The organism is Microbacterium yannicii, assembly GCF_024055635.1.
Classification (GTDB): Bacteria; Actinomycetota; Actinomycetes; order Actinomycetales; family Microbacteriaceae; genus Microbacterium; species Microbacterium yannicii.
In genome coordinates this window covers 48,406-61,084 of sequence record NZ_JAMXMB010000003.1, presented here as the reverse complement: position 1 = coordinate 61,084, position 12,679 = coordinate 48,406, and the positions used below count along the sequence as shown (strand labels likewise).

At 69.3% G+C, this 12,679-nt stretch carries 12 protein-coding genes; 4 read left to right on the top strand and 8 right to left on the bottom strand.

What is annotated here, in order from left to right; genetic code table 11:
- Positions 1-7 precede the first annotated feature (7 nt).
- A complete protein-coding gene (locus NCG93_RS00580; protein WP_194413505.1) occupies positions 8-727 on the top strand; it encodes a DUF72 domain-containing protein in 720 nt (239 codons plus the stop codon).
- Positions 728-808: 81 nt separating this feature from the next.
- On the opposite strand, the gene NCG93_RS00575 is transcribed toward NCG93_RS00580, so the two are convergent.
- A complete protein-coding gene (locus NCG93_RS00575) occupies positions 809-3,385 on the bottom strand; it encodes an ATP-dependent Clp protease ATP-binding subunit (protein WP_194413504.1) in 2,577 nt (858 codons plus the stop codon).
- A 185-nt stretch (positions 3,386-3,570) separates the two neighbouring features.
- On the opposite strand from NCG93_RS00575, the gene NCG93_RS00570 reads away from it, so the two are divergent.
- Positions 3,571-3,942, top strand: coding sequence for a GNAT family N-acetyltransferase (locus tag NCG93_RS00570; RefSeq protein WP_194413503.1), 372 nt, complete (start codon positions 3,571-3,573; stop codon positions 3,940-3,942).
- A gap of 10 nt (positions 3,943-3,952) precedes the next feature.
- Here the strand turns inward: NCG93_RS00570 and NCG93_RS00565 are convergent, their stop codons facing one another.
- Both NCG93_RS00565 and NCG93_RS00560 read right to left on the bottom strand, forming a co-directional pair.
- Positions 3,953-4,411 carry a DUF3817 domain-containing protein gene (locus NCG93_RS00565; protein WP_194413502.1) on the bottom strand — a complete coding sequence of 153 codons (459 nt, stop codon included), beginning with the start codon at positions 4,409-4,411 and terminating at the stop codon, positions 3,953-3,955.
- 39 nt (positions 4,412-4,450) lie between these two features.
- Positions 4,451-4,882 carry a MarR family winged helix-turn-helix transcriptional regulator gene (locus NCG93_RS00560; RefSeq protein WP_194413501.1) on the bottom strand — a complete coding sequence of 144 codons (432 nt, stop codon included), beginning with the start codon at positions 4,880-4,882 and terminating at the stop codon, positions 4,451-4,453.
- Positions 4,883-4,966: 84 nt separating this feature from the next.
- Here NCG93_RS00560 and NCG93_RS00555 point away from each other — a divergent pair, with 84 nt between their 5' ends.
- Positions 4,967-6,097, top strand: a complete 1,131-nt coding sequence (locus NCG93_RS00555; RefSeq protein ID WP_194413500.1) for a class I SAM-dependent methyltransferase — start codon at positions 4,967-4,969, stop codon at positions 6,095-6,097.
- Between the two features lie 4 nt (positions 6,098-6,101).
- Here the strand turns inward: NCG93_RS00555 and NCG93_RS00550 are convergent, their stop codons facing one another.
- The 5 genes from NCG93_RS00550 to NCG93_RS00530 form a co-directional block, all read right to left on the bottom strand.
- Positions 6,102-6,695, bottom strand: a complete 594-nt coding sequence (locus tag NCG93_RS00550; protein WP_206687328.1) for a hypothetical protein — start codon at positions 6,693-6,695, stop codon at positions 6,102-6,104.
- A 384-nt stretch (positions 6,696-7,079) separates the two neighbouring features.
- Positions 7,080-8,339 (bottom strand): glycoside hydrolase family 1 protein, encoded by a 1,260-nt coding sequence (locus tag NCG93_RS00545; protein WP_241741613.1) that lies wholly within the window; start codon positions 8,337-8,339, stop codon positions 7,080-7,082.
- 50 nt (positions 8,340-8,389) lie between these two features.
- Positions 8,390-9,283: a carbohydrate ABC transporter permease gene (locus tag NCG93_RS00540; protein ID WP_194413498.1), complete on the bottom strand. Its 894-nt coding sequence runs from the start codon at positions 9,281-9,283 to the stop codon at positions 8,390-8,392.
- A gap of 1 nt (position 9,284) precedes the next feature.
- On the bottom strand, positions 9,285-10,208 hold the full coding sequence (locus tag NCG93_RS00535) for a carbohydrate ABC transporter permease (RefSeq protein ID WP_194413497.1): 924 nt from the start codon (positions 10,206-10,208) through the stop codon (positions 9,285-9,287).
- A complete protein-coding gene (locus NCG93_RS00530) occupies positions 10,202-11,485 on the bottom strand; it encodes a sugar ABC transporter substrate-binding protein (protein WP_194413496.1) in 1,284 nt (427 codons plus the stop codon). Before NCG93_RS00530 ends, NCG93_RS00535 begins: the two co-directional genes overlap by 7 nt.
- 163 nt (positions 11,486-11,648) lie before the next feature.
- On the opposite strand from NCG93_RS00530, the gene NCG93_RS00525 reads away from it, so the two are divergent.
- Entirely contained in the window at positions 11,649-12,641 is a 993-nt protein-coding gene (locus NCG93_RS00525) for a LacI family DNA-binding transcriptional regulator (protein ID WP_194413495.1), read from the top strand.
- Positions 12,642-12,679 lie beyond the last annotated feature (38 nt).

Genomic DNA, 12,679 nt, shown 5'->3' with positions numbered 1-12,679 from the left:
TGGAGGGATGGCGCGCATCGGGACGTCCGGCTGGGTCTACCCGCATTGGCGGGGAGTGTTCTACCACGGCCCTCAGAGCCAGTGGCTCTCGCAGTACACCGCCGAGTTCGATGCGGTGGAGCTCAACGGCAGCTTCTACCGGTGGCCGGCCGACGCGAGATTCGCCGCGTGGCGCGATCGGCTCCCGGAGGGCTTCGAGATGGCGGTCAAGGCGCCCCGCGGCCTGACCCACGCGCGGCGGCTCCGCGAGCCGGAGGTCTGGATCTCGCGTGTCACCCGCGGGCTCCACGAGCTCCGCGGGCGGCGCGGGCCGCTCATCGTCCAGCTGCACCCGGCGATGGAGCGCGACGACGCGCGCCTGGAGCACTTCCTCGCCGCGCTGCCGCAATGGACGCGACCGGCGATCGAGTTCCGGCATCCGTCGTGGGTGGATGATGCCGTGTTCGCGATGCTCGAGCGCCACGGCGCGGCGTACTGCGTCATGAGCGGGGCCCGCCTGCCCTGCGTGCTGCGCGCGACCGCTCCCCTCGTGTACGTGCGACTGCACGGTCCCGACCCCGAGCACCTCTACGGCGGCTCGTACTCCGACGACGACCTCGCCTGGTGGGCCGAGCGCATCCGCGAATGGGAAGGCACCGGACATGAGGTGCATGCGTACTTCAACAACGACGGCGAGGGCAACGCGGTGCGCAATGCGATCACGCTGAAACGGATGCTGGGAGCCTGACGCCGCACCGCCGCCGTCGCGCTCGACGACGAGAGGCGCCCGCCCGAAGGCGCGGCGCCTCTCGCGGAGGGCGTGATCAGCTCACGCGGCGATCGGGAACGACGCCCCGGCGGCCACCGACAGCTCGTCGCCCACGGCGTCCACCGTCACGGCACCGCCGTCGACGAGCGCACCGGTCACGAACAGGTCGGCGATGCGGTCGTCCACCTCGCGCTGGATCAGGCGACGCAGCGGCCGGGCACCGTACTCGGGCTCGTACCCGTGCTCGGCGAGCCAGGCGACGGCGCCGTCGGTGACGACGAAGTCCACCTCGCGCTTGGCCAAGCGCGCCTCGGACGCGCCGAGGAGCAGTCGCACGATGCGCTGCAGCTGCGGCTTGTCGAGCTTGCGGAACAGCACGATCTCGTCGATCCGGTTGAGGAACTCGGGCCGCATCGCCTCGCGGAGCTTGCCGAACACGCGATCCCGCAGGTCCTTCTCGGAACCGAACCCGGTCGCCCCTCCCCCGTCGGGCAGGAAGCCGATGGCACCGCCGCGCGAGGCGAGGAACTCGGAGCCGAGGTTCGAGGTCATGACGATCACGGTGTTGCGGAAGTCGACAGTGCGACCCTGCCCGTCGGTGAGGCGGCCGTCGTCGAGCACCTGCAGCAGCAGGTTGAACACGTCGGGGTGCGCCTTCTCGATCTCGTCGAACAGCACGATCGAGTACGGGTTGCGCCGCACGCGCTCGGTGAGCTGGCCGGCCTCGTCATAGCCGACGTATCCCGGAGGGGCACCCACCAGACGAGACACCGTGTGCCGCTCGCCGAACTCGCTCATGTCGAAGCGGATCACGGCGGTGTCGTCGTCGAACAGGCTCGCGGCGAGCGCCTTGGCCAGCTCGGTCTTTCCGACACCGGTCGGGCCGAGGAAGAGGAACGACCCCACCGGCCGGTGGGCATCGCCCATGCCCGTGCGGTTGCGGCGCACGGCCTTCGCGACCGCGACGACCGCGTCGTCCTGCCCGATCACTCGCCCGTGCAGCTCGTCCTCCAAGGACGCCAGCCGCTCGCGCTCGGTCTCGGTGAGACGGTTGACCGGGATGCCGGTAGCCCGGCTGATCACGGCCGCGATCTCGGGCTCGCCGACGATCGGCTCAACGCGCGCACCCGTCCCTGAGCCTGTCGAGGGGCCCGAGCTGGTGGCCTCGTCGAGCTTGGCCTGCACCTCGGCGATCTGGTCGCGGATCCGCGACGCCTCCTCGTAGTGCTCGGCCGACACCGCGGCGTTCTTGTCCGCCTCGAGCGTTGCGAGACGCTCGATGAGGCCGCTCACGTCGACGGTCGCGCCCAGGCGCAGACGCAGACGGGCGCCGGCCTGGTCGATGAGGTCGATGGCCTTGTCCGGCAGCACACGCTCGGTGAGGTAGCGATCGCTGAGCTCGACCGCGGCGCGGAGCGCGTCATCGGTGTACACGATGCCGTGGTGCTCCTCGTACGCGGGCTTCAGGCCGCGCAGGATGAGCACGGCATCTTCGACCGAGGGCTCGCCCACGCGCACCGGCTGGAACCGGCGTTCGAGCGCCGGGTCCTTCTCGACGACGCGGTACTCCTTGAGCGTGGTCGCGCCGACGAGGTGCAGCTCGCCCCGCGCGAGGCGCGGCTTGAGGATGTTGCCGGCGTCCATGCCGCCGTCACCGGCGCCGCCGGCCCCGACCACCGTGTGCACCTCGTCGATGAACACGATGAGCTCGCCCTTGCGGGCGGCGATCTCGTCCATCGTCTTGGTCAGGCGCTCCTCGAAGTCGCCGCGGTAGCGCGTCCCCGCCAGCATGGCCGGCAGGTCGAGGGCGACCACGCGCTTGCCGAGCAGCTGCTCGGGAACGCCGCCGTCGACGATCGCCTGTGCGAGTCCCTCGACGATCGCCGTCTTGCCGACGCCGGCCTCGCCGACGAGCACCGGGTTGTTCTTGGTGCGACGGCTGAGGATCTCGATGGTCTGCTCGATCTCGTCGGCTCGGCCGATCACCGGGTCGAGTTCACCGGCCAGGGCGCGTGCGGTCAGGTCGGTGCCGTACATGTCGAGCATGGGGGTGTCGGATGCCGCGGCATCCGTCCTCGCCTCGCCCTCGGCAGCACCGTCCGGCGTCACGGTCTCGCGTGCCCCCTGCATGAGCGCCTCGGCGGTCACGCCGGCGCGCGCCAGGACCTGGCCGGCAGGCGTGTCCTGCGCCAGCACGAGCGCGAAGAACAGGTGCTCGGGGTCGACGTAGGTGGAACCCGACGAACGGGCGACCTGGAAGGCGTGGAACAGCGCGCGCTGGACCGACGCCGTCACTACGGCGCCGTCGACGTCGGCGGGGGCGGACGCGGCGGGAAGGCGCTCTTCGGTGGCGCGCGAGATGGCGTCGGGGTCGGCGCCGACGCGGCGCACGGCATCCCGGGCCGGAGCTTCGCCGACCAGGATCCGCAGCACGTGCAGGGCATCGAGCTCACGCTGACCGCGCTCGAGCGCGTACTTGCCGGCGCGCTGCAGCAGCTCCTGCGTGCGCGCACCGAGGTAACGGCTCAGGTCGATCGATCGCTCGGCACGCGCGCGCTCTCCCGCGAGATAGCGTGCCAGGAACTCGTCGAACGAGCTCCCCTCGTCGCCGACCTGGGGCGTGAAGTCTTCGGGCATTCCGTCTCTCCTGAAACTTGAGTGAACGAGCATCAAGTTTTGAACTTGATACAGGCATTGTCAAGTTAAACAGGTCGCGCGGCGAGGTATTCCCGCGTTCCGGACCCGACGACTGACGGCGCCGTCGTGTCGGGGGCCCGGCGTAACCTCGGGACCGGGGGCGCCGCATCGCAGAGGAGAGAACCATGGACTGGAAGATCGAGCTCATCTTCGTGCCGGTCACGGACGTCGACCGGGCGAAGGAGTTCTACGAGCGGATCGGGTTTCACGCCGATCATGACCAGACACCGTTCGACGGTCTGCGGTTCGTGCAGATGACGCCGCCGGGATCGGCCTGCTCGATCGCGTTCGGCACAGGACTCGGCGTCGACCTCGAGCCCGGCCGCCAGAACACGATCCAGGTCGTCGTGCCCGACGCCGACGAGGCGCTCGCGCACCTCCGCGGCCTCGGCGTCGAAGCCGAGGGCGTCGATGACCAGGCGTGGGGACGATTCGTGACGTTCGCCGACCCGGATGGGAACACCTGGACACTGCAGCAACTGCCGCAGCGCGGTTGACACGCCCGCCTCACCCGCCGGGCGGCCCGACGATCAGCAGAACGACGAAGAGCACGACCAGCGCGACGGCGATGAGCGTCGCGAGCACCCACGGGCGCCGCAGGAACCACCGCATGAGCCGGTCGTACCAGGTGCGGTCGCGCGGGTCGTCCGTCGGCTCGAGTCGCCACGCGGCCGCCAGCCGTCCGCTGCGCTGCAGCCAGAGTTCGGCCGGGATCGTGGCGTATGGGATAACGGCGCTGACGAGCGCGACCACCGTTGGCCACGCGCGCCAGCGGTTGTTCAGTGCCACGAGGATCGCCGTGGCGCCGTACGAGAGGAACACGAATCCGTGGATGCCGCCGCCGATCGTGACGCCGAGCGCCCAGCCGGTGGTGGCTCGGAGTATCAGGCCGGCGATGAGCAGCGTCCAGGAGATCGCCTCTGCGATCGCGAGCGCGCGGAACAGGGAGTGAGGGTTGCGGAACACACCTTCAGCCTAACTGAAAGACTTCAGTCAGGCTGAAGGTCAGCTGACTGCCGACCCGCCGTCGGCGCGAGGTGGCTCCTCGTGCAGGCCTTCGAGCGCGCGAGCGAGCGCCGGAGCGGCGTCGGCGAGGCCCGCGTCCAACGCCGCGAGCCGCTGCTGTGCGGCCTGGAGCACGTCGCTGCCTCGCACGGTGACGCGCAGGTCGGACGCGGATCCGGCGTGTTTGGTGGCGTCCTCGACGAGCCCGTCCGCCACCAGCGTCTGCACGGCGGTGTGCGCCGACTGCACCGTGATCTGCGACCGGCGCGAGAGCTCGCTGAACGAGATGCCGGGCGTCGCCTCGATGTGTGCGAGAAGCGCGTACTTGCGGGTCGTCAGACCGAGATCGCGCAGCTGCGCGCCGAGGTGCCCGTCCCAGACGCTCGCGACCGTCAGCAGGGAGATGACAGGACTGAAGGGGCGCTCCGGCATGTGCTGAATGCTAGCCCGCCGCCGGGCGACGCGGCGCATTCGCCGTGCCCTCGGGCGCGATCGCCCGCCCGCTACCGTGGGACGGTGACGTTCTCACTCGACGGACTGCGCCGGTGGCCCGACGTGGAGGCTCCCGGCCTGGTGGCGACGGATGCCGCGGACCGGCTGCTCCTCGATGAGTCGGCGGCCGCGCGCGCCGACGCCGGGGTGGGCGGGCTCACGGTGATCGGCGACGGCTACGGCGCTCTCACGCTCGCGGCGGCGGCGGACGGCGGCACCGGCATCCGTGTCCACCAGGATCCGCTCACCGGCGAGCGCGCGCTGGCTGCGAACGCGGAGCGATTCGGTCTCGGAGGCACCTTCTCGTCGCTGCCGCTCTCGCCCGAGCTCGTGGGCGGCGCACGCGTCGTGCTGCTGCGCCTGCCGCGTTCGCTGGAGGCGCTGCGCGATATCGCCGGACTCATCGCCGCTCACGCGGCACCCGAGGTCGTCGTCTTCGCCGGCGGGCGCATCAAGCACATGACCCTGGCGATGAACGAGGTGCTCCGCGAGAGCTTCGGCCGGCTCGATGTCAGCCATGCGCGGCAGAAGTCCCGGGTTCTCGTGGCGCGCATGCCTCACGCCGGCGGCGATCCCGCACCCCGCCAGGCGACACTGGACGGCATCGTGGTGTGCGCCTTCGGCGGTGCCTTCGCGGGCGCGACGATCGACATCGGCACGAGGTTCCTGCTCGACCAGCTGGCAACCGCCGGCGACTCTCTCCCTCGCATCACCGCCGAGGGCGGCGCCGTGATCGACTTCGCGTGCGGCACCGGGGTGATCGCGACGGCACTCGCGCTGCGGCATCCCGATCTCCGTGTGCTGGCGACCGACCAGTCGGCCGCAGCAGTCGCCTCGGCGGCCGCGACGGCACGCGCGAACGGCGTGGACGAACGGGTCGAGGTGGTGCGCGACGACATGCTCGGCGCGCAGCCCGACAGCAGCGGGTCGTTCATCGCGCTCAATCCGCCGTTCCACTCCGGCGCAGCCGTGCACGAGGGCATCGCCCCGCGGATGTTCGCCGAGGCCGCTCGCGTGCTGCGGCCGGGCGGCGAGCTGTGGACGGTGTGGAACTCCGGACTGCGCTACCGTCCGGCACTCGAGCGCACGGTCGGGCCGACACGGCAGATCGCACGCAACGCGAAGTTCACCGTGACCGCGTCGACGCGGCGCTGACGCGCTACGGCGAGGGCTCCGGAGTCGGCTCGGGAGTCGGACCGAAGAGCCTCCATGCGCCGTCGGTGCATTCGTAGAACTGCACCGCTGCGGTGTCGACGAACACGTCGCCGTCCGCGTCACAGTCGGCGTCGTCGGGGGCGGCGGTGCCCAGCGTCACTTGGGTACCCGGCGCTCCGGGTGCGCCGGTGGACCCCTGCTCGCCCTGCTCCCCTTGCTCACCTTGCGGCCCTGCCGGCCCCTGCGCACCTTCCGGCCCCTGCTCGCCGGTGAGGTTCTCAGCGGCGGACTGGCGGATGTTCCCGACGTAGGTCCAGTCATCCTGGAAGAGGTAGACGTCGGCGGTCAGGATGTCGATGTAGACGTCCCCCTCCTGCCCTTTGCCGGCTTCCGGTACGCCGGAGCCCGCGCGCACGGCCGAACCCGCCGGAAGGATCTCGGCGAGAGCGTCCTCGTATTCGGGTGCCGGCGTGACCGTCGCTGAGGGCGCCGCCTCGGACGTGTCGACCGATCGAGCGAGCCACGACCCCAGGAAGGCGGCGAAGAACGACAGCAGCACGAATCCCAGGCCGAACCACACCAGGGTGCTGCGCGTCACACCGGCAGGCGCCGGTGCCGTCGCCGACGCGCTGGCCGAACTTCCTGCCGGACGCGCTTCGTTGTCCACGCAAGCCCCCTTTTCACCGCATGCAGTGCCGGCGCCGGTTCCCACAACCGGACGTCGCTGTCATAACCATAGGAACGCGAGCGCTCCGTGTCACCTGTTCCGCGGGAAATGACGTCATACGCGGGCACGTCGCGCAGCGGTTCGCCGAGCTCACGCGTCGTGGACGGGGACACAGCAGTGCGGGAGAGTTGACCGGGGGGCCGACGCGAGAATGCCGGCGCCCCCGGTAGCCGCGGGCTCGGGACCCACGGCCGGGGTGCCGGACCGGGGCTCCGGCGCACCCCCCACAGAAGAGACCGCTCCGCTGCCCGTCTATTACGCGACTTCGCGGCTGGTTCTGCCGCTCGTCGACTCCGTCGGGCCGGGCTCGCGGCTCCCCCGAAGCGTCGTGGGGATCTCGTTCCGCCGCGCCAAACCTCCCAACCACGCGAGGCTCGGCTTCGGGCTGCGGGCGAATGTCTCGCGGTCCACCGCGATCAGTCCGAACGTCGGTCGGAACGACCCCCACTCGTAGTTGTCGAGGAGCGACCAGTGGAGATACCCGCGCACATCGCAGCCGTCGGCCATCGCCGCGGCCATCCCCGCCAGCGCGTCCGTCGTGTAATCGATGCGCCGCGCGTCGTCGGTGGTCGCCATGCCGTTCTCGGTGACGATCATCGGGATGCCGCCGGTGACCTCGCGGGTGTGGCGGAGTGCCTGGCCGAGCGCCTCGGGGTAGTACTCCCAACCCGTGAGCGTGCGCTCGGTGCCCTCAGGCCACGGCTGCGGGCCGAATCCCTGCTCGTCGTCGGTCGGTCCGATGATGGTGCGCAGGTACGACTGCACGCCGATGAAATCGTCGCTCCGCGACTGCTCGAGGAAGAAGTCCTCGCGCCAGTACTGCCACTCGTCGCGCTGCGCCTCCCACCCGGGGACGGCCTGGAACACCTGGTTCGCCACGGTCCAGCCCGAGCGGATGCCGCCGACCCCGCGCAGCACCTCGGTCGCGGCGTGGTGCGCGTCCGCGATCGCTCGGGCGACGAACGGCGAGGGGCCGGGGAAGTTCACCCCGTTCTCGGTGTCGATGCGCGCCTCGGTCTGGTTGACCATCATGTTCGGCTCGTTGATGGTGACGACGAGATCCACATCGTGGAGGATCGTCGTGGCGATCTCGGTGAAGCGCCGGAATCTGTCGGTGCTCTGCGCGGCGTACCACCCGCCCGAGCGGTCCCACCACCGCGGGAAGGTGAAGTGGTGGAGCGTCACGATGGGCTCGACGCCGTGGTCGCGGCAGGTGTCGATCATCCGCCGGTAGTGGGCGAGCTGAGCACGCGAGACGACGCCCTCCTCGGGCTCGATGCGCGACCACTCCAGTGAGAACCGGTACGCAGTGAGGCCGGCATCCGCCAGCAGCGCGATGTCTTCCGGATACCGGTGGTACGAGTCGCAGGCGTCACCCGAGGGCTCCGGGATCTGTGAGCCCGGCGCGTACTCGTTCTCCCAGTGTCCGGTGTTGACGTTGCCGCCCTCGATCTGGTGACCGGCGGTCGCCGCTCCCCAGATGAACCCCTCGGGCGCGGCGATGACACTGCTCATGAATGCTGTTTCCTTCCGTGTGTGGCTGATGTCGCTGTCGGAGACCCGGGTCACTTGATCCCCGTCAAGGCGATCCCCTGGATGAAGTGGCGCTGCATCGCGATGAACAGGATGAGCACCGGGATGACGATGAGGAACGAACCCGCCATCTGCAGCCCGAAGTCCGACCCGTGACCGCCCGCCTCTGCCGAGAACAGGGCCAGCGAGACCGGCAGGGTGTACATCGAGTCGTCCTGCGAGATGATCAGCGGCCACAGGAAGCTGTTCCACGACCCCATGAAGGTGAAGATGGCGAGCGTCGCCAGCGGCGCCTTGCACAGGGGGAGCACGATCTGGAAGAACGTGCGGAACTCCCCCGCGCCGTCGATGCGCGCCGCATCCAGGAGCGAATCCGGGATCTCGAGCATGAACTGGCGCATCAGGAAGACGCCGAACGCGCCCACCATGCCCGGCAGGATCAGCCCCCAGTACGTGTTCACCATCCCCAGGTTCGCGACGAGCACGAACTGCGGGATCAGTGTCACGATGCCGGGCACGAACAGCGTCGCCAGCACGATGACGATGATGACGTTCTTGCCGGGGAACTTCATCTTCGCGAGCGCCCAGCCGACCATCGACGAGAACAGCAGCGTCGTCGCGACGGTCACGACCGCGAGGAACACCGAGTTGAAGAACGGCCGGAGGATGTCGAACTCGAACAGCCACGCCCGGAAGTTGTCGAGCGTGGGATGCTGCGGCCACCAGGTGACCGGGCGTGCCATGATCTCGGCTTTGGTCTTGAACGCGCCGAGCACCATCCAGACGAACGGGAGGACGGTGGCGGCGAGGCCGACCGAGAGGATGACCAGGACGGCCAGATTCCCCCAGCGGATGGGCTTGCGGGGTGCCCGCGTCGGCGCGGATCCGACCTCGGTGTCGGTGGGTCGTTCGAGGGTCGTCGTCATGTCAGGTCCTCTGGCGGAAGAAGCGGAACTGGATCAGCGCGAGTATGCCGACCAGCGCGAACAGCACGTAGGCGCCGGCGGCCCCGACCGAGTAGTTCCCGTACTTGAACTGGTTGTAGACCTGCAGCGCGATCGACGTGGTCGACTCGAGCGGACCGCCGTTGGTCATGACGAACGGCTCGTCGAAGAACTGCATGTAGCCGGTGGTCACCAGGATCGTGTTGAGCAGGATCGTCGGCATCATCATCGGGATGGTGATGCGGAAGAACTTCTGGACCGCATTGGCACCGTCGATCGAGGCGGCTTCGGTGACGTCCGCCGGGATTCCCTGCAGACCCGCCAGGAAGATCACCATGGAGGCGCCGATGTTGCGCCAGACGGCCATGATCGTGATCGCGAGCAGAGCGGTGTTCGGATCACTGAGCCAGTTGGGGCCCGTGATGCCGACCCAGCCGAGGATCGTGTTGAACACGCCCGTGTTCTGGTACATGATGCGCCACACGACGGCCACCGCGACGATCGTCGTGATCACCGGCGTGTAGTAGCCCACGCGGAAGAACGTGGCGACCTTGCGACTCACGGAGTTGAGGAGCACCGCCAGCACGAGCGCGATGAACAGGGTGGCGGGGACGCCCACCACCACGAACATCAGCGTGTTGAACAGTGCGCGCTGGAACGACGGGTCGGTGAGCACCGCGACGAAGTTCTCGAATCCGACGAAGTTCACGTTGAACGGGCTGCGGATGTCCCGCGCCCGCAGGTCGGTGAACGCCATGGCCAGCGAGCTGACGAGCGGGATGAGTCCGAAGACCCCGAACGTCAGGACGAACGGCGCGACGAAGACCCAGGCGATGAGGGCCGAACGGCGCCGCTGTGCGGCCAGGGAAGTGACCTTCCCCGGCCGCACCGGCACGGATGTCACCATCCGAAGCCGATCGTGTCGGCCTGTGCCTGGATCTCTTTCGCCGCGTCGGCGCCCGAGATCTCACCGCGGGCGACCTGCTCCGAGTACTTGCTGATGAGGTCCGAGATCTGCGACCACGCGGGGTAGTTCGGCGTGGCGACGGTGTTCTGCAGCTGCTCGGTGAGGGTCTTGGTCACCGGGTTGTCCTGGATCGGGGCGTAGTCCCCGGCGGCGACGTTGGCAGGCAGCTCGCCCTGCAGGTCGTACCACGCCTCCTGCTGCTCCTGCTCCCCCATCCACGACAGCAGCGACCATGCCGCCGCCTTGTTGTCGGACGCCGAGAACACGCCGAGGTTGCCGCCGCCGATGTACTGATCGTTGTTGCCGCCGGGGCCGGTGGGCGAAACGGTGTAGCCGACGGATTCCATGGTGAAGCCCTCGGGTGCGGCGCCCGTGTCGATCTCCTCCTGATAGACGTCGAGCATCCAGGGCCCCGAGATGAACATCGGCGTCCCGCCGTTCTCGAAGGTCGCGTCGGCGTCGCCCATCGGCGCTTCGCCGCGCTGGAAGTAGCCGCCGTAGTAGTCGAGCGCCGCGACGAACTCGGGAGTGTCGATCGTCCACTCGTCGCCGTCGGTCATCTCGCCGCCGGCCTGCGCGTCGAATGGCACGATGACCTGCGCGGGCTGCTCGGTGGGCTTGGGAAGGCTGATCCCGTAGGTGCCGCCGGGCCGGGAGGCGAACGCCGTGGCCATGGCCTGCGTCTCTTCCCACGTCGTCGGGGCCGACAGGCCGAGTTCTGCCGCGATGTCCTTGCGATAGAAGAGGAAGCGCGTCTCGACGTACCACGGCATCGCGTACAGCCCCTCCTCGCCCGTCACCGAGTCGACGGCGGCGGGGTAGAAGTCATCGCCGTCGTACACGCCTTCGGGGACACTGTCGAACGCGCCCATCCCGATCACCGTCGCGGTCTGGTCCGAACCCGTCATGATGATGTCGGGCCCCTTGCCGGCGGCCGTCGCCGTCTGGACCTTCGTGATCACCTGATCCCAGGGCACGTCCGTGACCTTGATGCTGGCGTCCGGGTTCTCCTCGAGCCAGTCCGCGGTGAGCTTCTTCAGGTTGTCGGCGTGCCCACCGGCCGTCCAGATCTCGACAGCTCCGGTCGCCTTGCCTTCTTCGGCCGGCCCGGCCGAAGAACCCTCCGCCGCCCCGTCAGCGCTGCGACCGCAACCCGACAGCACCAGGGCGGCGCCGAGCGCCATCGCCGTGACCGCCGTTACTCGCATCCTCTGCATGCTCACTCCTTTGTGTTGTTTCGATAGCTTGCATCGAAATTTCGTGCCTCAAGGTGAGACTATAGAGCGACATGGCGGCGCGAGTCCAGCGAGTCGCGCGAAATCAGCGACCGATCGTTGTCGGTTCGCGCTAGCATTTTCGGAAAGTTGATCCGGAGGAACTATGGCAGTCCAGCTCGCCCAGATCGCGACCGAGGCCGGGGTATCCGTCCCGACGGTGTCGAAGGTGCTCAACTCCCGGCCCGACGTCTCGCGCGCCACACGGGATCGCGTGGCAGCGGTGCTGGAACGCCACGGCTACGAGATCCGCATGCGCCCGCGCCTGGCGACCGGGTTCCTCGACATGCGCGTGGTGAACCTCGATCAGGCGTGGTCCGAAGCCGTGGTCCGTGGGGCCGCAGAGGGGGCGAAGGGGCACGGCAAAGATCTCGTGCTGGCCGTTGAACCCGATCCGGAGGACTGCGACGACTGGGTGATGCACGCCCTGGAGCGGGGATCCGATGGCCTGCTGAGCGTGGTCGCCGTGCCGAGTCCCGACGCCCGGCGACTGCTCGCCGAGGCGGGGATCCCCCTCGTGGTCGTGGACCCGCTGCACCGGGAGCCGGCGGGCACGTACGCGATCGCCGCGACGAACTTCCAGGGAGCGTTCGACGCCGCGCAGCATCTCCTCCAGCTGGGGCACCGCCGCATCGCGACGATCACCGGCCCCCTCGATCAAGACAACGGCATCGCTCGTCTGGCCGGGTTCCAGGCAGCGATGCAGCAGGCGGGCGTTCCGGTCGACGACGGCCTGATCATCCGCACCCAGTACGGCGTCGACCAAGGCTACGACGCGACCCGTCTCCTGCTCTCACGCGATGTTCGTCCGACCGCCATCTTCGCCGCGAGCGACGACAGCGCGCTTGGCGCCATCCGTGCCCTCCGCGAGAGCGACCTCCGGATCCCCGACGACATGTCGGTGATCGGCTTCGACGACCTTCCGCACTCGTCGTGGATCGACCCGCCGCTGACGACCATCCGGCAGCCGCTTGCACAGATGGGCAGCGCCGCCATCGACGTGATCGTCCGTGTGCGCGCCGGCCAGCACCCGGCTGCGCGCGCCGAGCTGTCGACGACCCTCATCGTGCGGTCGTCGGCAGCCCCGCCGCGCGGCTGAGACCTCCCGCGTCACGAACGAAGAGAGGACGGATGCCG

What these genes read in the sequence shown, in the direction of transcription:
- NCG93_RS00580 (WP_194413505.1), top strand. Translation starts at nt 8, where the DNA reads ATGGCGCGCATCGGGACGTCCGGCTGGGTCTACCCGCATTGGCGGGGA.
- NCG93_RS00575 (WP_194413504.1), bottom strand. Translation starts at nt 3,385, where the DNA reads ATGCCCGAAGACTTCACGCCCCAGGTCGGCGACGAGGGGAGCTCGTTC.
- NCG93_RS00570 (WP_194413503.1), top strand. Translation starts at nt 3,571, where the DNA reads ATGGACTGGAAGATCGAGCTCATCTTCGTGCCGGTCACGGACGTCGAC.
- NCG93_RS00560 (WP_194413501.1), bottom strand. Translation starts at nt 4,882, where the DNA reads ATGCCGGAGCGCCCCTTCAGTCCTGTCATCTCCCTGCTGACGGTCGCG.
- NCG93_RS00545 (WP_241741613.1), bottom strand. Translation starts at nt 8,339, where the DNA reads ATGAGCAGTGTCATCGCCGCGCCCGAGGGGTTCATCTGGGGAGCGGCG.
- NCG93_RS00540 (WP_194413498.1), bottom strand. Translation starts at nt 9,283, where the DNA reads ATGACGACGACCCTCGAACGACCCACCGACACCGAGGTCGGATCCGCG.
- NCG93_RS00535 (WP_194413497.1), bottom strand. Translation starts at nt 10,208, where the DNA reads ATGGTGACATCCGTGCCGGTGCGGCCGGGGAAGGTCACTTCCCTGGCC.
- NCG93_RS00530 (WP_194413496.1), bottom strand. Translation starts at nt 11,485, where the DNA reads ATGCAGAGGATGCGAGTAACGGCGGTCACGGCGATGGCGCTCGGCGCC.
- NCG93_RS00525 (WP_194413495.1), top strand. Translation starts at nt 11,649, where the DNA reads ATGGCAGTCCAGCTCGCCCAGATCGCGACCGAGGCCGGGGTATCCGTC.